The sequence below is a fragment of the Lysobacterales bacterium genome (assembly GCA_016721845.1).
Taxonomy (GTDB): domain Bacteria; phylum Pseudomonadota; class Gammaproteobacteria; order Xanthomonadales; family Ahniellaceae; genus JADKHK01.
This window is the reverse complement of record JADKHK010000003.1, coordinates 49,261-72,053: the sequence shown is the minus strand read 5'-3', so window position 1 is coordinate 72,053 and position 22,793 is coordinate 49,261. Positions and strand designations below refer to the sequence as shown.

The 22,793-nt window shown below is 67.5% G+C and carries 22 protein-coding genes; 11 read left to right on the top strand and 11 right to left on the bottom strand.

Features of this window, described 5'->3' with window-relative positions; all coding sequences use genetic code 11:
* Positions 1–12: 12 nt before the first annotated feature.
* Positions 13–702: a response regulator gene (locus IPP28_00655; protein MBL0039571.1), complete on the bottom strand. Its 690-nt coding sequence runs from the start codon at positions 700–702 to the stop codon at positions 13–15.
* Positions 695–2,194 carry a DUF4118 domain-containing protein gene (locus IPP28_00650; GenBank protein MBL0039570.1) on the bottom strand — a complete coding sequence of 500 codons (1,500 nt, stop codon included), beginning with the start codon at positions 2,192–2,194 and terminating at the stop codon, positions 695–697. The genes IPP28_00655 and IPP28_00650 overlap by 8 nt, the downstream gene beginning before the upstream one ends.
* A 160-nt stretch (positions 2,195–2,354) precedes the next feature.
* Here IPP28_00650 and IPP28_00645 point away from each other — a divergent pair, with 160 nt between their 5' ends.
* The 6 genes from IPP28_00645 to IPP28_00620 all read left to right on the top strand — a co-directional run bounded on the left by IPP28_00645 (position 2,355) and on the right by IPP28_00620 (position 11,027).
* Positions 2,355–3,182, top strand: a complete 828-nt coding sequence (locus IPP28_00645) for a cytochrome c (protein ID MBL0039569.1) — start codon at positions 2,355–2,357, stop codon at positions 3,180–3,182.
* Between the two features lie 83 nt (positions 3,183–3,265).
* Entirely contained in the window at positions 3,266–3,934 is a 669-nt protein-coding gene (locus IPP28_00640) for a thiol:disulfide interchange protein DsbA/DsbL (protein MBL0039568.1), read from the top strand.
* 121 nt (positions 3,935–4,055) lie between these two features.
* Positions 4,056–4,721, top strand: a complete 666-nt coding sequence (locus tag IPP28_00635; GenBank protein ID MBL0039567.1) for a thiol:disulfide interchange protein DsbA/DsbL — start codon at positions 4,056–4,058, stop codon at positions 4,719–4,721.
* A gap of 64 nt (positions 4,722–4,785) precedes the next feature.
* On the top strand, positions 4,786–5,577 hold the full coding sequence (locus IPP28_00630) for an endonuclease/exonuclease/phosphatase family protein (GenBank protein ID MBL0039566.1): 792 nt from the start codon (positions 4,786–4,788) through the stop codon (positions 5,575–5,577).
* Positions 5,578–5,622: 45 nt separating this feature from the next.
* Positions 5,623–7,404 carry an outer membrane protein assembly factor gene (locus tag IPP28_00625; GenBank protein ID MBL0039565.1) on the top strand — a complete coding sequence of 594 codons (1,782 nt, stop codon included), beginning with the start codon at positions 5,623–5,625 and terminating at the stop codon, positions 7,402–7,404.
* Positions 7,401–11,027 (top strand): translocation/assembly module TamB domain-containing protein, encoded by a 3,627-nt coding sequence (locus IPP28_00620; protein MBL0039564.1) that lies wholly within the window; start codon positions 7,401–7,403, stop codon positions 11,025–11,027. Before IPP28_00625 ends, IPP28_00620 begins: the two co-directional genes overlap by 4 nt.
* Positions 11,028–11,030: 3 nt before the next feature.
* Here the strand turns inward: IPP28_00620 and IPP28_00615 are convergent, their stop codons facing one another.
* Positions 11,031–11,843, bottom strand: a complete 813-nt coding sequence (locus IPP28_00615) for a sulfite exporter TauE/SafE family protein (protein ID MBL0039563.1) — start codon at positions 11,841–11,843, stop codon at positions 11,031–11,033.
* Between the two features lie 48 nt (positions 11,844–11,891).
* On the opposite strand from IPP28_00615, the gene IPP28_00610 reads away from it, so the two are divergent.
* Both IPP28_00610 and IPP28_00605 read left to right on the top strand, forming a co-directional pair.
* Entirely contained in the window at positions 11,892–13,862 is a 1,971-nt protein-coding gene (locus tag IPP28_00610; GenBank protein ID MBL0039562.1) for a transglycosylase SLT domain-containing protein, read from the top strand.
* Positions 13,863–13,902: 40 nt separating this feature from the next.
* Positions 13,903–14,829, top strand: coding sequence for a complex I NDUFA9 subunit family protein (locus IPP28_00605; protein ID MBL0039561.1), 927 nt, complete (start codon positions 13,903–13,905; stop codon positions 14,827–14,829).
* On the opposite strand, the gene IPP28_00600 is transcribed toward IPP28_00605, so the two are convergent.
* Together IPP28_00600 and IPP28_00595 are read right to left on the bottom strand one after the other, a co-directional pair.
* The gene (locus IPP28_00600; GenBank protein ID MBL0039560.1) at positions 14,816–15,238 is read right to left on the bottom strand and encodes a group 1 truncated hemoglobin; all 423 of its coding nucleotides are present in this window, start codon (positions 15,236–15,238) and stop codon (positions 14,816–14,818) included. The two genes, IPP28_00605 and IPP28_00600, sit on opposite strands and share 14 nt — an antisense overlap.
* 5 nt (positions 15,239–15,243) lie before the next feature.
* A complete protein-coding gene (locus IPP28_00595; protein ID MBL0039559.1) occupies positions 15,244–16,104 on the bottom strand; it encodes a DUF3034 family protein in 861 nt (286 codons plus the stop codon).
* A 95-nt stretch (positions 16,105–16,199) separates the two neighbouring features.
* On the opposite strand from IPP28_00595, the gene IPP28_00590 reads away from it, so the two are divergent.
* The gene (locus tag IPP28_00590; protein MBL0039558.1) at positions 16,200–17,429 is read left to right on the top strand and encodes a multifunctional CCA addition/repair protein; all 1,230 of its coding nucleotides are present in this window, start codon (positions 16,200–16,202) and stop codon (positions 17,427–17,429) included.
* Here IPP28_00590 and IPP28_00585 read toward each other — a convergent pair.
* Entirely contained in the window at positions 17,407–17,811 is a 405-nt protein-coding gene (locus IPP28_00585) for an antibiotic resistance protein VanZ (GenBank protein MBL0039557.1), read from the bottom strand. The two genes, IPP28_00590 and IPP28_00585, sit on opposite strands and share 23 nt — an antisense overlap.
* Positions 17,808–19,106 carry an SAM-dependent methyltransferase gene (locus IPP28_00580; GenBank protein ID MBL0039556.1) on the bottom strand — a complete coding sequence of 433 codons (1,299 nt, stop codon included), beginning with the start codon at positions 19,104–19,106 and terminating at the stop codon, positions 17,808–17,810. Before IPP28_00580 ends, IPP28_00585 begins: the two co-directional genes overlap by 4 nt.
* On the opposite strand from IPP28_00580, the gene IPP28_00575 reads away from it, so the two are divergent.
* Complete coding sequence (locus tag IPP28_00575; GenBank protein ID MBL0039555.1) at positions 19,075–19,818, top strand: pteridine reductase; 744 nt, start codon at positions 19,075–19,077, stop codon at positions 19,816–19,818. The two genes, IPP28_00580 and IPP28_00575, sit on opposite strands and share 32 nt — an antisense overlap.
* 31 nt (positions 19,819–19,849) lie before the next feature.
* Here the strand turns inward: IPP28_00575 and IPP28_00570 are convergent, their stop codons facing one another.
* Positions 19,850–20,419 carry a sigma-70 family RNA polymerase sigma factor gene (locus IPP28_00570; GenBank protein MBL0039554.1) on the bottom strand — a complete coding sequence of 190 codons (570 nt, stop codon included), beginning with the start codon at positions 20,417–20,419 and terminating at the stop codon, positions 19,850–19,852.
* A 144-nt stretch (positions 20,420–20,563) separates the two neighbouring features.
* Between IPP28_00570 and IPP28_00565 the strand changes: the two genes are divergently transcribed.
* Positions 20,564–20,995, top strand: coding sequence for a hemin receptor (locus tag IPP28_00565; GenBank protein ID MBL0039553.1), 432 nt, complete (start codon positions 20,564–20,566; stop codon positions 20,993–20,995).
* Positions 20,996–21,046: 51 nt separating this feature from the next.
* Here IPP28_00565 and IPP28_00560 read toward each other — a convergent pair whose 3' ends face one another.
* From IPP28_00560 to folB, 3 genes are read right to left on the bottom strand one after another with little or no spacing between them, the layout of a single operon-like run.
* The gene (locus IPP28_00560; GenBank protein ID MBL0039552.1) at positions 21,047–21,892 is read right to left on the bottom strand and encodes a hypothetical protein; all 846 of its coding nucleotides are present in this window, start codon (positions 21,890–21,892) and stop codon (positions 21,047–21,049) included.
* 50 nt (positions 21,893–21,942) lie between these two features.
* Complete coding sequence (gene folK, locus IPP28_00555) at positions 21,943–22,434, bottom strand: 2-amino-4-hydroxy-6-hydroxymethyldihydropteridine diphosphokinase (GenBank protein MBL0039551.1); 492 nt, start codon at positions 22,432–22,434, stop codon at positions 21,943–21,945.
* Positions 22,434–22,793, bottom strand: coding sequence for a dihydroneopterin aldolase (gene folB / locus IPP28_00550; protein ID MBL0039550.1), 360 nt, complete (start codon positions 22,791–22,793; stop codon positions 22,434–22,436). The genes folK and folB overlap by 1 nt, the downstream gene beginning before the upstream one ends.

Below are 22,793 nucleotides of genomic sequence, written 5' to 3'. Positions count from 1 at the left end.
TCGTTGCGGGAATCAGGGTTGGAAGCGGTAGCCGACACCGGTGTCGGTCAGCAGATGGCGGGGCCGCAGCGGATCCGCTTCGAGCTTGCGGCGCAGATGGCCCACGACGATGCGCACGTAGTGGTGCTGCCCGGCCGCTTCCGGTCCCCAGGCGTCCGCCAACAGTTGTCGATAAGTCATCACTTGGCCGGCATGGGCGGCGAGCACCGCGAGTACGTCGAACTCGATGGGCGTGAGATGCACGAGTTCGCCGCTGCGCTGCACGCGTCGCGCCGCGAAATCGATTTCAAGCTCGCCGACACGGGCGGTGGGTGGGGTGCGTTCGGGCCGCAGGCGGCGGGTCAAGGCGCGAATGCGCGCCAGCAATTCGCCGCTCGAAAACGGCTTGGCCAGATAGTCGTCGGCGCCGGCGTCGAGCGCGGCGATCTTGTCGGCATCCTGATGACGCGCCGACAGGATCAGCACGGGCAGTTCGGACCAGCGCCGCAGCTCGCGCACGAAATCGACGCCATCACCGTCGGGCAAGCCGAGATCGAGCAGGACGATTTCGACCCGGTTCGCGGACAACGCCAGTCGCGCAGCGCCCAGGTCGGCCGCCGCGTGAACCATCAGACCGGCATGCTCAAGACGCTCTTGCAACAGGCGGCGGATCGAGAAATCGTCCTCGATCACCAGCACGATGGTGGCGTCGCGCTCAGCCATGCGCCGGCTCCGAATCCGGCAGCGCGGGCATGGATTCGCGCGGCGTCGCGAGCAGAATCTCGACCTCGGCCGCGTCGTCGCGATTTCGCAGATGCAAACGGCCGCCATGCGCAGCGACGACGGCCTGGCAGGTTGCGAGACCGATGCCGAAGCCACCGCGATCGGTGCGTTCGCCGCGCGCAAAAGCGGCGAGAAGTTCCTCGGGGCGGTCCGGAAACCGCGAGCCGGTGTTGCGCACGCGCAGACGCACGGCATCGGCCTCGACATCGGCCGACACGCTGACGTCTTGATGCTCGCCGCCCTGCTTGAGCGCGTTGTCGATGAGATTGGCGACGACCCGCTCGAACATCGCGGCGTCCAGTCGCAGCCAGGGCAGGTCCGTGGGCAGGTCGGTGCGCACGCGCGCGCTGCCTGGTACGCCACTCAGCGTTGCCAATGCGGCGCCCACCACTTCGTCCAGCGCCACCCAGTCGCGCCGCAATAGGCTGGCCGAACCACGTGCCTGCGCGAGGTCGAGCAGGCTTTCACACAAGCGGTTCGCGCGCAGCGCTTCGTCACAGACGGCGGCAGCGAGGTCGCGCACGCCAGGGGTGTCGGCTGCGGCATCGCGCAGGGCATCGGCGCGACCGAAGAGCACGGTCAGCGGCGTGCGCAAATCGTGCGACAGCGTCGCGAGCAGGCTGTTGCGCAGGCGTTCGGCCTCCATTTCGGACTGCGTGCGCGCCGCAACATCCAGATAGTGCAGACGTTCGAGTGCGGCCGCCATCAATTCGGCGACGGTGGACAGCAGGTTCTGGCGATTCAGGTCGTCGGGTGGACGCAGCGTGGGCAGTCGCGTTTCCAGCACGCCGCGTAGTCGTGTCGCCCCACGCAGCGGCTGCAGGTTGCGCACCGGTCTCAGGGCCTCGCCATCGTTGATCTGTGCCGACGCGCCTGCGCCGAGCACCGAGCGGATGGCGGCATCGACCGTCGGCGTCTCCGTGTCCGCCGGATGACAGCGGGCCTCGCCATCGAGCTGTCGGCGCAGGAAGGCGACAACGCCATCAATCACCTGTTCGCGGCGCAGCGAGGCGTTCAGTTCGGCGGCCAGTTCGTACAGGGCGCGTTGCCGCGCTTCGCCGACACTCGCCGATTGCTGTTGGGCATGCAGCTTGCCGCTGACGTGGGAAATGATCAGGGCGACGGCCAGCATTACCGCGAACACGATCAGGTATTCCGCATTCTGTACCGTGAACGACCCGCGCGGTGGCACGAAGCCGACATCGAACACCGCGACGTTGAGCACGCTGGCCAGGATCGCCGGGCCACGCCCGTATCGAAACGCCACGAGTGCGACCGACAGCAGCAGGATCATCGCGATGTTGGCAGTCGCGAGGTGCTGGTAGGCAGGCAACAGCAGCAGGGACAGCGCCGCGCAGGCCAGCACGGCCGCGAAGAACGGATGGCGCCGATCGCTTGTGATGCCGGTACCGGGTTCGGGGAGGTGATCCATGCGGTCAGTCTGGGTGTTCCCGTATAAAAAAGCTGGAAGTGCGCACGTCCGGTCCGGGGCATCGGTTCGACCGCGGCTGAATCCCCTCCGGCCCTCATGTAAACTCTCCGGCCTTCGCGTGCCCGGGTTCCGGGCATGCCCCCGGATTTCCTTGGAGTTGATGGCCATGAAGCTGCGTCTTTCTCTCGCTGTGTTCGCCCTTTCGATGTCGTCGGCGCTGTGGGCGCAGGATGCTGCGACGGCGGCCGCTGCGCCTGCCACGCCGGAAGCAGCGCCGATCGAGCCAGTTGCGGCCGCGCCGGTCGATCCGCTGGCCGCGGTGGGCGCGGCCTTTGCCGAGCTTGCGAAGGCCAAGCCGGGAGACGCCCAGGCCGGTGCCGGCAAGGCGGCGGCCTGTGCCGCGTGCCACGGCCTGGACGGCAACTCGGCCGATCCGATGTATCCGAAGCTCGCGGGCCAGCACGAGGGCTATATCGCCCGCCAGTTGACCCTGTTCAAGCTCGGTGCGCGCCCGAATCCGATCATGCTCGGCTTCGCGGCCGGCCTCGGTCCGCAGGACATGCGCGACATCGGCGCCTATTTCGCGACGCAGAAGGTACAGGCCGGATTGGCGGACGAGTCGGCGATCAGCAACGAACTCAGCCCCTACAACGGCCAGCGCATCGTCGATGTCGGCGCGCGGCTCTATCGCGGTGGCGACGCCGCCCGCGGCGTTCCGGCGTGCATGGCCTGTCATGGTCCGGCCGGTCGCGGCATGCCCGGCCCGAGTTATCCGTCGATCGGCGGCCAGCATGCCGGTTACCTCGGCACCGTGCTCAACCTGTTCAAGGCCACGCCGGTCGGCGCACCGGCCTTGAAGGATCCGTTGTACGCGGTCATGGCCGATGTCGCCGCGCGCCTGAGCGACGAGGAAATCCTCGCGATCTCGTCCTATCTGGAAGGCCTGCACCACCGCGCCGACGCCCAGACGGCCGCGACCCAGCCCTGATCGCCGGGAACTTTTCGCCCGCGGCCGGGTTCCATGCCGGGTCGCGGTCCCTGCGTGACCGTTCTTCCTGATGGAGTTGCCCCATGCTGATCCGCCTTCTGGCTGCTGCCGCCTTTGCCCTCGTCTCGGTCTCCGCCTGCGCGCAGGTGGGCGTCGAGCCCTATCAGGCGGGGACGCATTACTTCCCGATCGATCCGCCGCAGCCGACCAGTTCCGGTGACAAGGTCGAGGTGGTCGAGGTGTTCAGCTACGCCTGCATCCATTGCGCCCATTTCGAACCGCAGGTGCAGGCCTGGAAGCAGAAGATGCCGGCGGCGGCCTCTTTCAGCTACCTGCCGGCGATCTTCAACTCGAGCTGGGAAATATTCGCCCGCGCCTACTACGCCGGTGAAGTGCTCGGCATTGCCGAGAAAGCGCACCAGGACCTGTTCGACGGCGTGCACGTGCGCCGCGACGTGCGCAATCTGGAAGACATCGCCAAGGTCTATGCCAAGTACGGCAAGACCGAGCAACAGTTCCTCGATGCGACCAAGAGCTTCGGTGTCGAGATGAAGATCAATCGCACCAAGCAGATGGTGCCGCGTTATGGCGTGGATGGCACGCCGACCGTCGTCGTGGCCGGCAAGTACCGCGTCACCGTCGGTTCTGCCGGCAGCCCGGAAAAGGTCTTCGACGTCGTGAACTTCCTGGTCGCCAAGGAAGCGTCGGCGAAGAAAGTGGCTGCTGCCGCCGCAGCGCCGGCCAAGAGCTGATTCGCGCCAACCATCGCGAGATCCGGACGGGGCGCGCTAGCGCCCCGTTTGCGTTTCGGCGCCGGGAACTTTGCTCGTGGTCACGGCGTCTGTGAGCTTCCTCTGACATGGAGATCGACCGATGCTGATCCGATGGTTCACCCTGGTCGTGCTCGCGATCACGCCGATCGTCGTCGACGCGCAGGCCATGATGGAGCGCTACCAGTCCGGTACGCATTATTTCCCGATCCATCCGGCGCAGCCGGGCCGGGTCGGTGATCGCATCGAAGTGGTCGAAGCCTTCAGCTATGCCTGTGGTGCCTGCGCCGCGTTCGAGCCGCAGGCGCGCGAGTGGCGCAAGCGCAAGCCTGCGAACGTGCAGTTCACCCTGCTGCCGGTTCAATACAACCCGACCTGGGAAATGTTTGCCCGCGCCTACTATGCCGCGGCCGCGCTCGGCATCGCCGAGCAGGGCCATCAGGCGCTGTTCGATGGCGTGCATGTGCAGCGTTCGCTGCGCACGCTCGACGATGTCGCCAAGGTCTACGCCCAGTACGGCAAGACCACGCAGCAGTTCCTGGCCGCGACCAAGAGTTTCGGCGTCGACGCCAAGCTCAAGCAGGCCAAGTTGCTGGTGCCGCGCTACCAGGTCGAGGGCACGCCGACCCTGATCGTCGCCGGCAAGTACCGCATCACCACGAAGTCCGCCGGTGGCCATGCGCAGATGTTCGACGTGGCCGATTTCCTGATCGCGAAGGAGACCGCGGCGCAGACGTCGGCGCCACCCGCTGCGGCAGCAGCCGGTTGACCTCGATCACCTCGCGTTTCGTTTCTTGGCTTGCCAATTGGCGCGGTGGACGCATGATCAGGGCATGACCGATGCACGCGACCACGAACGCCATCTGCGACTGCTGAGCTTCAACATCCAGGCCGGGGCGCAGACCAATGCCTACCGCGAATACTTCACGCGCGGCTGGCAGACCTTGCTGCCGCATCGCGGCAAGCGCGCGAACCTGGCCCAGGTCGCGGCTCTGGCGCGCGGTTTCGACGTGGTCGCATTGCAGGAAGCCGACAGCCACAGCGTGCGCAGCGGCTTCCAGCATCAGGTGCAGGTGCTCGCCGAGAACGCCGATTTCCCGTACTGGAGCCATCAGCGCAACCGTGCGCTCGCGTTGGCCGAGCCCGGCAACGGGCTGCTGTCGCGCTTCGCGCCGAGCAGCATCATCGATCACCGCCTCCCGGGGCGCATTCCCGGCCGCGGCACGCTGGAGGTGCGCTTCGGCGAGGAAGACGCGGCCTTGCGCGTGTTCATCGTGCATCTGGCGCTGACCCCCGGCGCGCGCCTGCGCCAGGCCGAGTTCATCGCCGACCTGGTCGGTGAATGCGTGCATGCGGTCGTGCTCGGCGACTTCAATTGCGAGCCCGACAGCCATTCGATCGCACCGCTGTTCGCCCGTACGCGCTTGCAGCCGGCGGCGTGTGCGCCGAGCTTTCCGAGTTGGCAGCCGCAACGCTCGATCGACCAGGTCCTGACCACGGCGGCGATCGACGTGCGCCGCTACGAAGTGCTGCCACTGCGCGTGTCCGACCATCTGCCGGTCGCGGTCGACCTGCATCTGCCCGACGGCTGCGTGTTGCCGAGGACCGAACACCGGCAACCGTGACGCATGAAGCTTGGGAATTCCGGTCGGATCGCTGACACTCGCCGGATGCGCTGGCGCTCCATCCTCCACCTCATCCTGACGATCGGCCTGTTCGCGGCGGTGCCAATCGCGTCTGCGCGGCCGGGGCCGAAGAATGCGACCGGGGTGGTCACGCTCGACATCAAGGGCCTCGACGAGGAGCAGATGGCGGCCGTGCTGCCGGCGCTCGAAGTTGCCAGTTACCGCAACCGCGCCAGCATCGGTGACCGTCGCCTGCAGCGCCTGCTGCGTCAGGTCGAGGCCGAGGTCGACGGCGCGCTGGAGGTCTTCGGCTACTACGCGGCAACCACCGCGGTTCGGGTCGATCCGCTGGCGCAGGGACGCTATCTCGTACACCTCGACGTGGCGCTCGGCGAGCCGGTGCGCGTGCGCGCGATCGACGTCGGCATCGCCGGCGCGGCCATGCGCAACGAGCGCATCGGCAGCTTGATCAGCGACTTCAAGCCTGCGCTCGGCGAGGTCTTCGATCATCGTGTCTACGAGGCCAGCAAGGCCGCGATCGAACGGGCACTGTTGCGTCGCGGCTATCTGATGCAACGGCTGGTCGAGCGGCGCGTCGAGATCGACCGCGGTGCGGCCAGTGCCCGCATCGTGTTGCGCTACGAATCGGGCACGCGCCATTTCCTAGGCAAAGTGAGTTTCCAGGGTGCGCAGTTCGACGATGGCCTGATGCAGCGCTTCGTGCCCTGGCCGGACGGCTACCGCTTTGACCAGGCGCGGGTCGAGGCGCTGCAGCAGTCGCTGGCGGCGAGCAACTATTTCGACCATATCGAGATCAGCCAGGGCGAGATCGATCCCTTGACCCTGCGCGTGCCCTTGCAGGTGCAACTCAGCCCGAACCTGCGCACGCGCTATGTCGCTGGCGTGTCCTACGGCACCGATGAGGGCGCCGGTGTCCGCGGCGGCATCGAGCGGCGTTGGGTGAACGGGCGTGGCCACCAGCTCTACGGTGAGGCCGAAGTCGCGCAACGCCGGTCGGCGCTGTATGCCGAATACGCATTCCCGCAGTTCGCGGCACGAATTTCGCGCTACACGATCGCGACGCGCTGGCAGGACGAGCAGACCGACAACATCGATGCGCGCTCTTTCCTGCTCAGCGGCAACGCCATTGCGCGCGGCCATCACTGGTACGCGCAGGCGTCGCTGAACGCGCTCGACGGCAGCTTCCTGGTCGGCGCGCGCAGTGCCGGACAGGAGCGCCAAAGCACGCGCGTCGTCTACCCGGAGCTGCGCTACGAACGTGTGCTCGCCGAAGACCGTGTGCATCCGGCGCGCGGTGCGTCGCTCGACGTGCGCGTGCTCGCTGCCAGCGACCGCGTGTTGAGCGACGTCTCGTTGCTGCAGGGCCGGGCGACGCTGAAGGGCATCGCGCCGGCCGGATTCGGTGCACGCCTGATCGCGCAACTCACGCTCGGTGCGACGTCGACCGAGGACTTCGCGCGTCTGCCTCCGGAATTGCGCTTCTTCGCGGGCGGCGACCGCAGCGTGCGCGGCTATGGCTACCAGGACCTCGGCGATCGCGACGAGGAAGGCCTCGCCATCGGCGGACGCTATCTCGCCACGACCTCGATCGAATACGAACGCGAGTTCATGCCCGGCTGGAGCGCCGCCGGCTTCGTCGACGCCGGTGATGTCTGGTCGCGCGGCGAACCGCATCTCGAATTGGGGGTCGGCGCGGGCCTGCGCTGGCAATCGCCGGTTGGTCCGATCCGCATCGATATCGCGCGCGGCTTCGATGACATCGCCGGCGGCTGGCAGCTGCATCTGTCGGCGGGGCCCGATCTGTGAGGCGCACGCGGCGACTGATCGGGCTGCTGCTCGCGTTCTTCGCGATCGTGTTCGCGTGGCTGCTGTTCGCGAACAGCGGCCTGCGTTTCATGGTCGCGCGCGCCTTGCCCGCGGACGGCAGCGCGCAGGTAGCGACCGTGCAGGGCAGTGTCTGGTCGGGCATCGATGCGCAGGGTCTCCGGATCGACACGCCGGCGCTGAGACTTTCGGTGCGCGAGGCGCACATCGATCTGGCGCTCGCACCGTTATGGCGCGGGGCGGTGCGGATTCGCTCGGCGAACCTCGCGGGCGTCACCCTCGAATGGCCTGAGCCCGGCGCAGGCGCGACGACGGCCGCCAAGGCCGCACCGGTCCTGCCCGACGTGCAGATCGACCGATTGCGCGTTTCGGCGCTGGAGATCGTGCAGACCGAGCAGCGTTGGGCAATCGATCGCGTCGATGCGCGCGTCTCGATGCACAATCAAACCGTGGCGCTGGACGATCTGCATCTGACCGCCGCGATGGGCCGCGTCGATGGCGATCTCGCGCTCGATCTGGCGCGCGATTTGCCGTTGCAGTCGGCGCGGCTTGCGGTCGATGTCACCCTCGACGAGCAGCATGTGGCCGGCGGTCTGGAGGCGCGCACCGAGCGCGGCCGCACCGGGCTGACCCTTGCCCTGCAGTCGCCACTGCTGGCGGTTGTCGCATTGTCCGATGTGCGCGACATCGATGATTGGCAGGCACGGGTCGAAATTCCGCGGCAAACGTGGCACGACACGCCCGTCGCCGCGTCGTTGCAGCTGCAAACCCAGCAGGGCGCGCTGCGCATGCAGGGTGATGCGAGCTACGACACGTTGCATCTGGCAGCGATCACGGCCATCGCACGCATCGAGGACGATGCCTTGCAGATCGCATCGTCATCCTTCGATCTTTCGGCGCCGCAGGGACGCGTCTCGTTGCAGGGTAGGATCCCTTTTGACGCGACTGCACCACTCACGCTCGAAGCCGCGACGACTGCGTTGTCGTTTGCTGCCGACGACGCGCCGCCGCTGCGGGTGGCCGGCGCGATGGCGCTGTCCGGTTCCCGCGCTGCGCTGGTGCTTGCGCCCGACCTGACGCTCGATCGCGACGGCTGGCCGAGCGCGACCCTCGATGGCCGCATCGTGCAGCAGGCGGATGCTTGGCTGGCCGACGATCTGCACTTGGTGTCCGGCCGCAGCAGCCTGAAACTCGATGGCGCCTTGACCACGGCGACGGCGACGCCCGCAGCCTTGAACCTGCAGCTGGTTCAGTTCGACCCGGCCTTGCTGTCGCCGGACTGGCCGGGCGCGATCGATGCCGATCTGGTCTGGCACGGCGGTTTCGGCGCGCAAGGATTGAACGGCGAGCTGGTGATCGAGCGATTGTCCGGAAGCTTGCGTGAGCGGGCGTTGCAAGGGGCCGGCACGGTGGTCCTGCTCGAAGGCGATCTCGCCAGCGCGCGCCTGAACCTGTCTGCGGGTGCATCGTCGCTGCAATTGACGCGCGCATCGCAGCAGGCGCCGTTGGACCTGTTGCTTGATGTGCCGGATCTTGCGGATCTGCTGCCCGACGGGCACGGCCACGTGCACGCCACCGCCCGCATTGATCGCGATTGGGAGTTCGATGTCGACGCGGCGGAGGTCATGTTGCCGCAGTTCACGCTGGCCCAGGGCCGCGTGCATGGCCGCGCCGGCAGCGACCTCGCGGCGCCGGTCACGATCCAGAGCACCTTGCGCGGGTTCGTCCTTGGCGGGCAATCCTTCGAACGTGTACAGGTCGCCGTCGACGGCACGCGCGCGGCCCATCGGGTCGACCTCGATGTGCAGGCCGGCGCCCGACAACTGCAGGTCGCGGCCGAGGGCGCGTGGAGTCCGCAGGGCGCGTGGCGCGGACGGATGGTCGGGCTCGACCTGCTCGCGCCGGAGCTGCGTGCATCGTTGATCGAGCCCGCGGCCATGGTCTGGCATACCGGGCAACTTTCGCTGGCGCGCAGCTGTCTGGCCGGAGAAGCGGGCGGACGGGTCTGCCTGCAGTTTGCTCAGGATGTGGCGCGCATCGACGCCAGTGCCGAAGTCGTCGCGCTGGATCTGCAACCGTTGACGAACCTGCTGGCACCCAAGGCGCCGTTCCGGACCGAAGCGCGTCTGTCCGGGAGCGCCGACCTGACCTTGGTCGGCGGCAAACTGGTTGCGTTGAATGCACGTCTCGACAGTGCCGAGGGCGCGATGCGCGTCGACGAGCGTCCCGATCTCGATCTCGGCTATCGCGACCTGGCGCTCGATCTGAAGGTCGATGATGGCGCGGGTACGTGGACCGCAAGCGCAACGCTGCGTCCCGAAGGCCAGGTCTCGTCCAGCGGTCGTCTGACCCGTGTCGACGGCGAGTGGCAGTACGAAGGCGACGTGCATGCGAGCGTGCACCGCTTCGATGCGATCGAGGCGTTCACGTCGCAGTTCGCGTCACCGCGCGGCGACATGAGCGGTGACATGCAGTTCCGTGGTCGCGGCCTGGAGCGGCCGCAATGGAGCGGCGCCTTCGCGGTCACCGGTTTTGCCGCGGAGCTTCCGGACCTGGGCCTGCAGCTGAGCGACGGAGCGCTCGCGATCGCGGCGGTACCGACCGGGATCATCGTGCGCGGCGCGATCACCTCCGGCGGCGGTCAGTTGATCCTCGACGGCGGTCGTGCGGCCGAAGCGCACGCGCCCTGGCATTTCGCGCTGAGCGGCGAGAATGCGGTGCTGGCCGATACGCCGGCGCTGCGTCTGGTGTTGAGTCCGGACTTGACCTTGCAGCAGCGCGAGCGTGACTGGCTGCTCGGCGGTCGCGTCACGATTCCCGAAGCGCTGATCGATGCCGAAGTGCTGGCGCCGCCGACCGACGCCAGCAGCGATGTCGTGATCGTCGATGCCGACGATGCGGAAGCAGCCGATGCGGCACGCTGGAACGCCGATGTCACCCTGACCTTCGGCGAACAGGCGAAACTGATTGGCTACGGGTTTGATGGCCGTCTGCGCGGCGATCTGCGCCTGCGCCAGCGCAGCGGCGACAACGCCTACGGGCAAGGCCAGCTGCAGGTGAGCGGCCGCTACGCCGCGTACGGGCAACGCCTGACCATTCGTCGTGGCCGCATTCTGTTTGCGAACAGTCCGCTCGACGAACCGACGCTCGACATCGAAGCCGAGCGCAAGGCCGGCAGCGCTGTCGCCGGCGTGCGCGTCACCGGCACCGCGCGCCTGCCGCAGACCGAGATCTACGCGCGCCCGGCCTTGCCGGAATCGGAGGCGCTGGCCTTGCTGGTCACCGGGCGCAATCTGCGCGGTGTCAGCGGTGCCGACCGCCAGCGCCTGTCGAACGCCGCACTCGCGCTCGGCACCATCGGCGGCGACTTGCTCGCCAGCAATCTCGGCGCCGAGATCGGCATCACCGGCGACGCGGCGCGCGGCACCGAAGCCTTCACCATCGGCAAATACCTCACACCCAAGCTCTTCATCGGTTACGGCATCGGCCTCGCCCGCCGCGGCAGCGTGCTGATCGTCCGCTACCTGATCCGCGACGACGTCGAGTTCGAAGCCACCAGCGGCGAACAATCACGCGCGAGCCTGAACTACATCATCGAACGCTGAGCGTCAGCGCAGGATCGCGATAACCATCGCGAGGCCCATCGCCATCAGCAACGTTGCGAAGGCCCGATTGAGATGGTGGTGGCTGAGGCGGTGGGCGAGCGCGGCGCCGTGGCGGGTGGCGGTGGTGCTGCCGAGGGCCAGCAGGGCGGCCGCGGGCAGGTGCACGTAGCCGATCGCACCGATCGGCAGCACCGCATCGGTATGGCGCGCGGCGACGACGTAGCCGAGCGCCGAGGCGAGCGCGACCGGCAGTCCGCACGCCGCCGACGTGCCGACCGCGCGCACGGCGGCATGGCCGCGCCAGACCAGCAGCGGCACCAGCATCGAACCGCCGCCGATGCCGACCAGCGCCGACACTGCGCCGATCGGCAGGGCGGCGACGCTCAGCAGCGGGCCGTGCGCGGTGTGTCGGCCGTCGCTCGCGGGTGCCTTTCGTGCGGCGAACAGGGTCGCCGCCGTCAGCAAGCAGTAGATCGCAAAGCCGATGCGCAGCCACGCATCCGGGGCGCGGCCGGCCAGCGATGCGCCGATCCCGCCGCCGAGGACGAGTCCGGGCGCTAGCCAGGCCATCGCCGGCCACATCACCGAACCGCGCTGCGCATGCGCCCGCGTCGATGCGATCGCTGTCAGCACGATGCAGGCCAGCGAGGTCGCGAGCGCCATGTGCATCACATGCGCCTCGGGCACGCCGAGGTAGGGCAGGGCGAAGGCGAGCGCGGCGACCATGATCATGCCGCCGCCGATGCCGAACAGCCCGGCCAGGAAGCCGGCGACCACGCCCACGACCAGTCCGAATGCAGCGAGTGCGAACAGCATCGACATCGTCACGCCTTTGGCATCTGCAGCCGGCTTAGACTTGCCGACATGAAACGTCGCATCTTCTGCATCCTCCTTGCCGCCAGCGCCGCGAGCACCGGCATCGCGGCCGATTCAAGCACGGCGCGCACCCAGTTCCTGGTCGCGCACAAGCTCGCCAAGGCCGGACTCGACTGGCAGAAAGCCGCGCCGGACATGGCATCGTATCCGCTGCGGCCCTACCTCGAACATGCAGCGCTGATGCGCACGCCGCGCCCCGACAGCGCCGCGCTCGCGGCGTTCATCGCGCGCCACGGCGACCAGCCGCTGACGCGCACCTTGCGCAGCCAGCTGATCGCGCGTCGCATCCAGAGCAAGGACTGGGCGGGCGTGCAGTCGCTCGACCTGCCGTCGCTGCCCTTGCCTGACCGCTGCCACGAGCAGCATGCGGCGATCGAGCTCGGCCAGGGCGCCGCCCGCAAGGAGGCCATCCGAACGATCTGGCTCAGCCCCAAGGCGCTGCCGACGGCCTGCCATCCGCTCGACCACTGGTTGCGCCAACAAGGCGCGCTGGATGCCGACACCGTCTGGCAGCGCATCGAGCTGGCCGTCGGGGCGAACCAGATCGGCCTGTTGCGCACGCTCGCCGCCGACCTGCCCGGCAAGGACAAGGTGGCCGCACTGCACCTCGCCGACGTGCTCGCCGACAGCGCGCGTGCGCGCAGGAGTGCGAAGACCTGGCCCGACGATGGCGCGCATCGGCGCGCGATGACGCTCGCACTCGTTCGCATTGCCGCCCGCGATGACGCCTTGGCCGCCAGCCTGTGGCGCGAGTTTTCGCAGCAGTTCAAGTTCGAGGATGGGCAGAAATATCGCGTCATCGACGCCATCGCCTTGTATCGCGCCAACAGCTTCGAAGCCGATGCGGCGAACTGGCTGGACCTGCTGCCGGTGGGTCAGGACACGGCCGCGACGCGCGAATGGCGCTTGCGCGAGGCCTTGTCGCGACGTGATCTCGGCGCGGCGCAGGCGGCGGTGGACCGCTTCGATGCGACCCAGCTCGCCGATCCGCGCTGGCAATACTGGCGTGCCCGTGTCGCCGAATTGCGCGGTGACGCCGATGCCGCGGCGCGCTTCTATCGCGCGCTCGCCGGGTCGCCGACGTACTTCGGCTTCGTCGCCGCCGAGCGCGCCGGCCAGCCCTATGCGCTGTGCCCGATCCAGCCGCCGGAGGCCGGCGATGCCGCCAGCGCGCTGGCGCAGCCCGGTTTTGCGCGCGCCTTCGAACTGCATGCGATCGGCTGGATGACCGAAGCGCGACGTGAATGGGATGCCGCGTTGTCGGCTGCGGATGCGACGACGCGGCTTGCTGCCGTCGCATTGGCCGATGAGCGCGGCTGGTTCGACCGCGCGCCATTCGCATTGAATGCCGGCGACGACCTGCGTGCCTATAGCTTGCGTTTCCCGCTCGCCCATCGCGAACTGATCGTCGCGTCGGCACAGCAGCGGGCGCTGTCGCCGGCCTTCGTCTACGGCCTGATCCGTTCCGAAAGCGCCTGGGTGCAGGACGCGAAGTCGCATGCGAATGCCTATGGCCTGATGCAATTGATCCCCGAGACGGCGCGGCGCATGGCCAAGGCCGAGAAGCGCAACTTCGCGAATCCGCTCGCCTTGTTCGATCCCGCATTGAATGTCGCGCTCGGCACGCGTTACCTGTCGGGCATGCTGCAGCGCTACGACGGCGCGCACTGGCTGGCCGCAGCGGCCTACAACGCCGGTCCGCAGCGCGTCGACCAATGGCTGGTGCAGCGCGGCGATCTCGAGCCCGACCTGTTCGTCGAGACGATTCCGTTCAAGGAAACCCGCGAATATGTCGCGCGCGTGCTCGCGTTCGCGCTGATCTACGACTGGCGCCTGAATGGCAAGGCCTTTTCGATGGACTACGCGATGTCGCGTGGTGAAGGTACGCCACCGCCGCGTCGGGAAGTCGCATGTCCGTTGCCGTCGACCCCGATCGTGACGACCACGACAAAACCGTGACGCTGGGGGCGTCATCATCGTTGCGTCTGAAGGGATCAGCATGCGCATCGTGATGTTGGGCGGCAGTGGGTTCGTGGGCCAGGTGCTGTCGCGGCGATGGGTGCGCGACGGTCATACGGTCGTGGTGCTGACGCGCAACCGCAGCTGGCACCGCGAAGTCGCGCTGCAGCCCGGCGTGTCACTGCGCGAAGGCGACGTCTACGACGGGGCATGGCTGGCGCGGGCGATCACCGGCGCCGACGTGGTGGTGAACCTCGTCGGCATCCTCAATGAATCCGGTTTCGGTGGTGCAGGAGGTCGCGGGTTCGAGCGCGCGCATGTGCAACTCACGGAGACAGTCGTGGCGGCTTGTCGACAAGCCGGAGTGACACGTCTGCTGCAGATGAGCGCCTTGAATGCAGGTCGCGGCGACAGTCACTACTTGCGCACGCGTGGTGCTGCTGACGCTGCAGTGCAGGCCAGCGGCCTGCGCTGGACGATCTTTCGGCCGTCGGTGATCTTCGGTCGTGGCGACGGCCTGTTCTGCCGCTTCGCCGAGTTGTTGAAACTGTCGCCGGTGATGCCGCTGGCGGGGGCCGATGCCCACTTCCAGCCGGTGGCCGTCGAGGATGTCGCGGAAGCCTTCGCGCGTGCCTCCCGGCGCGACGAGAGTATCGGGCAAGTCTACGAACTCGGCGGACCGGACGTCGTCACGCTCGCCGACATCGTGCGGCACGCCGCGCATTGGCTGGGCCTGCGCCGACTCATCGTACCGATGCCGAAGGCGCTCGGCTGGTGCCAGGCCGCGGCGTTCGGTCTTTGGCCACTCGCGAACAAGCCGCTGTCGCTCGACAACTTTCGTTCGCTGGCCGTGGATTCGGTCGTCGGTGCCGAGGATGGGCTGACCCGCCTAGGCATTGCCAAGACGACGATGGCGCAGTCGGTGCCGCTGTATCTGCGGCCGAAGGCCTCGGCTACTGGTGGATGACCTCGCCGCGCATCGGCGCGAGGCGAGCGAGCAGACGATTCTGCACGCCGATGGCGAAGCCGGCCTTGCTCATCGCGCGGCGCGAGGCGGCGACGAAATCATTGAACTGCGCTTCCGACAGGTCCATGCCGGAATGTGCTTCGACCATGCTCAACCCGGTGTATTCGCAACCGCCATCGCTGATCTGGCAGATGTGTTCGCGCAGCCGCGCCCGGAAATAATCCTGGTCGGTGTCCTGGAAGAGAAAGCCGATCTTCGTGTCCTCGCGATATTCCGCGGTGATGGCGTCGACCAGTTTCGCGACGCCGGCCTCACCGCCGAGTGCGTCGTACAGGCGCGCCTCGCGCGTCGTCGCGCAAGCCGAGAGCAGGGCGATCAGCAATCCGATCGGCCATGTGGCCATGAACATGCGCATCACCAGTTCCCCGTCATCGAGATGAACACGCCGTCCTGGTCCGGTCGCGCGGCGATGGTGCCGAGATCGACCCAGGCGACGGCAAGACTGAAACGCTTCGACGGCACCCAGGCCACGAACACGTCGCGCCAGTCGGATTCGCCCAAACCCGGCAGGCCGTCGGGCTTCTGCCGATATTCGGCGCCGAGCGCGAATTCGGGATTGAAGAACATCGCCGCCGAGAACTCGCCGACCAGCGCATAGCCGTTGTCGTCGGGCGAACCGAAGCCGAGCAATCCGGTTTCATTTGCGCGGGTCGCGCGCACGCTGCCGTTGAGCAGCCAATTGCGGTCGAAGGGGCCGGCGAGGAACAGTCGAGTGACGCTGAAGTAGGCCTCGACATCGTCGTTGCGGCGCGCGCCGAGCGCACCCGCCAGCACATCGGAGTCGCTGTGCTTGTACTGCAGGCCGACCGCCATCTGCGGCAGGTCGCCATAGATCAGATCGCCGGCGACCCGCAGCTTCGCGCCAAGCACGGTCTGGCCGATTCGGCGGTCGATGCCTTCCGGCAACAGGCCGCGGTCGACGCTGAATTGCTGGCGCCCAAGCGACAATTCGAACCGGTCATGCCAGGACGCCGACAGGCCGAGGGTCTCCAGGCGGAAATCGCCAACGCGGGTGAACGACGCACCCGCGACCGCATCGAAGCCCGGTCGTGTCGACAGTCCGGACAGCACCGCCCAGGGCACCAGCCCGCCACCGCCGGCAGCCTCGATCGACATCAGGCCGCCGGTCGCCTTCAGCCGTCCTTCGTCGGCCGCATGCAAGGACGCAACGGGCAGCAGCAACAGGGCGAGGGCGGGAATGGACTGGCGCAACATGGCAATGGCGTCGAGAATCAGGTTCGGCAGCGTGGCGGCCAGGGAGTGAACGGAATGTGCAACGACGGATGCGCAAGCATACGCGAGTGCCGGCGATGAACACCTATCTGGTGGGAGGTGCGGTGCGCGATCGCCTGCTGGGCCGTGCCGTCAAGGACCGCGACCATGTCGTCGTCGGGCAAACGCCGGAGGCCATGCTGGCCGCGGGCTTCCAGCCGGTTGGGCGCGACTTTCCGGTGTTCCTGCATCCGCACACCAGGGAGGAACATGCCCTAGCGCGCACCGAACGCAAGTCCGGCCGCGGCTATCGCGGCTTCGTGGTCAGTGCCGACGCCACGGTCACGCTGGAAGACGACCTGCGTCGTCGCGATCTGACCATCAACGCGATCGCGGAAGCGCCGGACGGTGCGCTGGTCGATCCGTTTGGCGGTGTGCGCGACCTCGAAGCACGCGTGTTGCGTCACGTGTCGGACGCGTTTTCCGAGGACCCGGTGCGCATTCTCCGGGTCGCGCGTTTCGCGGCCCGTTATGCGCCACTCGGATTCCGCATCGCGCCGGAGACGATGCAGTTGATGCGGCAAATGGTCGGCGCCGGCGAGGCCGACCATCTGGTGCCCGAGCGCGTGTTCCAGGAACTGCGGCTGGCCCTCGGCGAACCGCGTCCCGGCGTGTTCGTGCGGGTCTTGCGTGCGTGTGGCGCATTGCGCGTGATCGTTCCGGAGCTCGACGCCTTGTATGGCGTGCCGCAACGGATCGAATTCCATCCCGAATACGATGCCGGCGTGCATCTGGAGCTTGCGCTCGATGCCGCGGCCCGATTGGCCCCGGGCGATGCGCAGGTCGGGTATGCCGTGCTCCTGCACGATCTCGGCAAGGCGCTGACCCCGCGTGAGGTCCTGCCGCGCCATCTGGAACACGAATCGCGTGGCGTGCCGCCACTGCGCGCCGTGTGTGCGCGCCTGCGTGCGCCGGCCGACTTCGCCGCATTGGCCGAAGTGGTGTGTCGCGAGCACCTGAACCTGCATCGCGCCAGGGAACTGCGGCCGGGGTCGATGGTGGACTTGATCGAGCGGCTCGATGGTTATCGGCAACCGCAGCGGATCGATCGGATCACGCTGGCCTGTGCGGCCGACAAACTCGGTCGCGCCGGCGAATCGATCGATCGCTTCGTCTATCCGGCGCGCGATCTCGTCGCGCAGGCGCTGGTCGCCACCTTGCGGGTCGACGCACGGCCGTTCCTCGAACGCGGCCTGCGGGGTCCCGAGGTCGGTGCCGCAGTACGCGAGGAACGCTGCCGGATGCTCAGCGCGCGCAGTGTGTGCTGAACCGCCGGTCCAGCGCCAGCAGCCAGGCTCGCGCCGGCGTCAGCCCGGTCAGGGCACCGAGCACGATGCCGCCGGCATTGGCATAGACATCGTGGATGTCGCCGCGGCGCAGTCCCGAGGCCTGTTGCAGGAATTCCAGCACGATGCTCATCAGCAACAGGCCGAAGGCGGCGCGCGACCAGTCGTTGGAGGCGTCACGCAACTGCACCGCGAAGGCCATCAGCACGAAGTAGGCGAGCAGGTGGCCGATCTTGTCGTTGCCGATGAAGTCGACCTGACGCAGGGACTCGTTCGAGATCAGCGACAACACGATCACCCCGGCGATCGCCAGCGCGAACAAGCCGCGCCACAACCGCGGATGCGGGAACGGACGCAGGCTCACAGGCGGCGACTCTGGTCGTAGCTGGTGAAGGCCTCGGGCACGTGGTCGATGGCGCGCGCGAAGCTCATCAGCTTGAAGCGTTCGCCCATTTCGCCGGGCAAGGTCAGCCGTTTCACTTCCTGCGCCAGCCGGTAACGTTCGATCTCGCTCAGTTGCGTCGCTTCCTCGACCATGTCGAGGATGCCGGCTGCAATCAGGAACGAGGCCTGGGCGTTGAAGCCCGCCAGCGGCAGCCGCGCATGCGTGCCGGCCAGCGCGAGCGCGGTGAAGTCGACGAAACTGGTGATGTCCTGCAGCCCCGGCCAGCGCAATGCGTCGCCATGCGCGCGATGGTGGTAATGGCAGATCAGGGTGCCGTCATCGCGCTGCGGCAGGTAGTACTCGCGGCGCGGATAGCCGTAATCGACGAAGATCGCGAGGCCGGCGACCAGTTGTCCGCAGACCGCGTCGATCCACCAGGGCAGTTGCGGCAGGATTTCCGAGCGATAGCCTTCCGGCAGCGGCGCCAGCAGGTCCTGTTGCAGGGCCGCGACGGCGGCGGTGAGCATGGTGTCGGCCTCGCGCTCGACATCGATGAAGCGGCCTTCGGCATCGACCGCGACATGCAGCTCGCGCGGTTCGCCATCGCGCATCACGAAGCGGTGCACCGGCAGGGCGTCGATCACCTCGTTCGCGAACAGCACGCCGCGCCAGGGTTGTTCGGCGGGCGTGTCGGGCCAATCGACGCGACCGAGCAGATGCGGCACGCGCGCTTCCAACGTTGCGCGCTGGCGGGCACGCAGTTCGGCGCTGCGGTCAAGGATGCGATAGCGCTGCGGCAGGCAGCCGAGCTGTTCCCATTCGGCCAGCGCGGCGGCGGCGAACGCACCGCTGCCACCGCCAACTTCGAGGAAGTCGGCCTCCGTTCCGGCGCGCAGCACCGGCGCAGTGGCCCGTGCGACACAGCGCGCGAACAGGCTGCCGATCTCGGGTGCGGTGATGAAGTCGCCACTGGCCCCGAACTTGGTCTTGCCGGCGCTGTAGTAGCCGAGTCCGGGCGCATACAAGGCCAGTTCCATGAACCGCCAGAACGGGATCGAGCCGTGGTCGCGGATTTCGGCCCGGATCAAGTCGGCGAGGACGCCGCTGTGTGCGAGTTCATCGGCGCTGGGGGCGGGAAACGGGCTGGTGTCGAGATGGGGCAGCAAGCGGATCTCCGGAATGACGCCAAGGACACGGGGAATCACGCACAATCGACGTCCGAATGGGCGAGGAGCATACCCGATGACGGATTCATCCCGGCCGGTCGCGATCATCACCGGGGCGGCAAAACGGGTCGGTGCGGTCATGGCGGACACCCTGTGCGAGGCCGGCTACGACCTTGCGCTCAGTTACCGGCATTCCCGGGCCGAAGCCGAGGCATTGGCGGCCCGATGCGAGGCGAAACGCGCGCAGTCCTGCCTGCTGCTGCCGCTGGACCTGTCCGACACCGGCGCATTGTCGCCCTTCATCGAACGCGTGCTCGCCCACTATGGCCGCATCGACGCGCTGATCAACAATGCATCGAGCTTCTACCCGACGCCGATCGGCGCGGCCACCGAAGCGCACTGGGATGAATTGTTCGCAGCGAACGCCAAGGCGCCGTTCTTCCTCGCCCAGGCGGCCGCGCCGCATCTGGCGAAGACCGGGGGCTGCATCGTCAATCTGGTCGACATCTATGGCGAACGGCCGTTGGCACGACATCCGCTCTACAGCATGGCCAAGGCGGCGCTGGCGATGATGACGATGGCCCTCGCCAGGGATCTCGGCCCGGCCGTGCGCGTCAATGGAATCGCACCCGGTGCAGTGCTATGGCCCGAAACCGGCAAGGCGGAAGGCGAGCGCCGCGACCTGCTTGCCCGCACGCCGCTGGCGCGGGCCGGCGAGCCCGCCGACATCGCCCGCACGGCGCTGTTCCTGTTGCGCGACGCGCCCTACATCACCGGAGAGATCATCCGCGTCGACGGCGGGCGGGCGTTGTCGATCTGAATGCATCGCGGGCTCAGTCCCGCGATTGGCCCTACCCACCGGCCACAGGCAACGCATCCAGCAAGAAGGCGCGCGCGGTATCCCAGTGGCGGCGCACGGTGCGCTCGGTGACGCCGCGGGCTTCGGCGATCTCGACGAAGCTGAGGCCGGCGAAGAAATGCCATTCGACCAGCTCGGCGAGTTCGGGGTCGACCGCTTCGAGCTTGCGCAGCGCATCGTCGACCGAGAGCAATTCCTCCAGCGCCATGCCTTGTTGCACAAAGCCCTCGGTGAGTTGCGTGCGGACCAGGCCGACGCCGCGCTTCTGCGCCATCTGCTCACGCGAGAAATCGATGATGACCTGGCGCATGGCCCGCGCCAGCAGGCTGTAGAAATGGTGGCTGCCCTCGAACTTGCGGCCCAGATCGCCGGAGAGCTTGATGTAGGCCTCGTGCACCAGGGTGCTCGGGTTCATGGTCACGCCGCCGCCGGCCTTCTTCAGCGTCGAACGGGCGATGCGTTTCAGCTCGTGGTACGCAAGTTCGTACAGTTCCCGCTGCGCGGCCGCCTCGCCGCGCCCGACCGCATCGAGCAGATTGGTGACTTGCGGACGCTCGCCCATGGCTGGTTCTCCGGTGAAGCCGCGAGTGTCCCGATCCGTGCCGCTGTCGGCAAGTCTGCTGCCGATGTCCGGTTTTTGGCGCAAACTTCGTACCTCTGGGACGACACGCCGGAATCCACCGGCCTGCGCCCTTGAAGGTGCCCGATGAGCGACACTGCCGAATTGCTGTTCGATATCTACACGCGCTCGGACAACCCGATGCTGCGGGCGACGCTGGCGCCGGTGATGGCCGACCCCGACGGCTTCGCGACGCGTTTCTACGCGCAGCTGTTTGATCGCGCTCCGGCCCTGCGCCGCTTGTTCCCGGTCGACATGACGCAGCAGCGCATGAAACTGATGCAGACGCTCGGTGTCGTCGCGGCCGGTCTGGATGAGCCGGAGAAACTCACTGGAACCCTGGAGGCGCTGGGTGCGCGCCATCGCGGCTATGGCGTGAAGTTCGCGCACTATGTCGAAGTCGGCGAGGCCCTGATGGCGGCCCTCGCCGAGGTCAATGGCCCTGCCTTCGACGGCAATGCCCGCGCCGCCTGGCAGCGCCTGTACGCATGGGTGTCCGAACAGATGCGACGTGGCTGACCACCCGTTCCGTTCGCCCGTCGACCAGCTCGGGGCGAACGGAGGTCGGGATCAGCGTTTGGCGGCGAAGGCCGAGGCCAGCAACTGCGAGTCCATGCCGACGGTGTCTTCACCCATCGCATGGCGATACAGGGCCGCCGAGTAGATGCCGGACAGCGCCGACTGGACCAGCGCCAGCGCCATCATGGTGATCACGCCGAGCGCGCCGACCGTGACGATCAAGGCCATCGATTTCGTCCCGGCCACGGCGATCAGGGCGACCACCGTCAGCGCGACCACCAGGAATTGCAGCAAGCCGAACACGACGCCGACGCCGCCCTGGCCGATCAGGTTTTCGCCCCAGGTCTTCTTCAGCATCATCGCGCTTTCCTTGACCGCGTCGAGCGGGCCGATATCACGACTGACGAGGATCGGCACGGTCATGAAGGTGATCACGGTCCAGGCCGCGCCGAACAGGCCGGCAACCCATTTGCCGATGACACCGGCGCGTTCCTCGATCGCGCGCAGGATCATGCCGACCGTCGCCGCGATCAGTGCATAACCGAAGATCGTGCCGCGCTTGGACCAGGCGATGTTCAGGCCATCCGCCACGGTCGGATCGCCGCCGCGCAGGCGGATCATGGCGGCCCCGACCAGGGCGGTGTTGAAGTAGAAGATCACGAAATACTGCGTCAGGTAGAACAGGAACACCCAGGCGTAAAGCCACATCGGTTCGCGCTCGCCCTGATCCATCGCCTTGAAGTCGAGCAGGCCGAACAGCGGCAGGATGAAACTCGCCATCACCAGCAATGAGGCCACCGCCGAGATCGCCGGGAACACCAGCAATTCCTTGTCCTGCTTCAACACCCCGGCACTGGCCTTGACCAGTGCCCAGCTGCGCGCAAATTTCGCGAACATGTTCGAACTCCCGTGCGCCCCATGCGCGACTGCGGAACGCTAGGGCAAGCTCAGGCGTTTGTCGATGCAAGTTCGATTGCGGGTCCGATCGCGAGGCCGGATCCTGCCCACAACGCCGCCAGCGAGCGGCCGATCGCCGGGTGCACATAGTCCGGTGCGAGGTCGGCCAGTGGCTTCAGCACGAAGGCATGCTTCAGTTCGTCGCGCGGAATTTGCAGGTGGCCGGGACCGTCCAGCGTCAGGTCGTCGTAGAAGACGATGTCGATGTCGAGCGGACGCGGCCCGAAGCGCGGCCCGCTGCGATCGCGACCGTGCGCGTCTTCGAGTCCGTGCAGCCAGTCGTTCAGCGCAACCGGGTCGAGATCCGACTCGATGATCGCTGCGGCATTCAGGAAGTCGTCGCCGTCGAACCCGATGGCCGGCGTGCAATACACCGGTGACACGCGCACCGCGCCGAAACGTTCGCGCAAGGCCACGATGGCCGCACGCAGGTGTCGCGCCGGTTCGATGTTGGACCCGAGCGACAAATAGGCGCGGCCCATCAGTCCGGCCGCCGCCCGCGTTCGATCTGCACGCCGACCGCCGCCGCGCCGCGCACCGCGCCCGGCTTGCGGATGCGCAGCCGCAGCCAGGTCACCTTGAACTCCTGCAGCACGATCTCGGCGCAGCGTTCGGCCAGCGTTTCGACCAAACCGAATTGCGCGTCGCCGACGAAGCCGACGAGGCGCTTCGACACCGCCTTGTAGTCGAGCGTGTCCTCGATCCGATCGGTCGCGGCCGGGACGCGGTTGTCGAAGGCCATTTCCAGATCGAGCACGACCGGCTGCTTGGCGCGGCGCTCCCAGTCGTAGATGCCGATCAGAGTATCGATCTTCAGGGTTTCGACGAAAACGATGTCCAT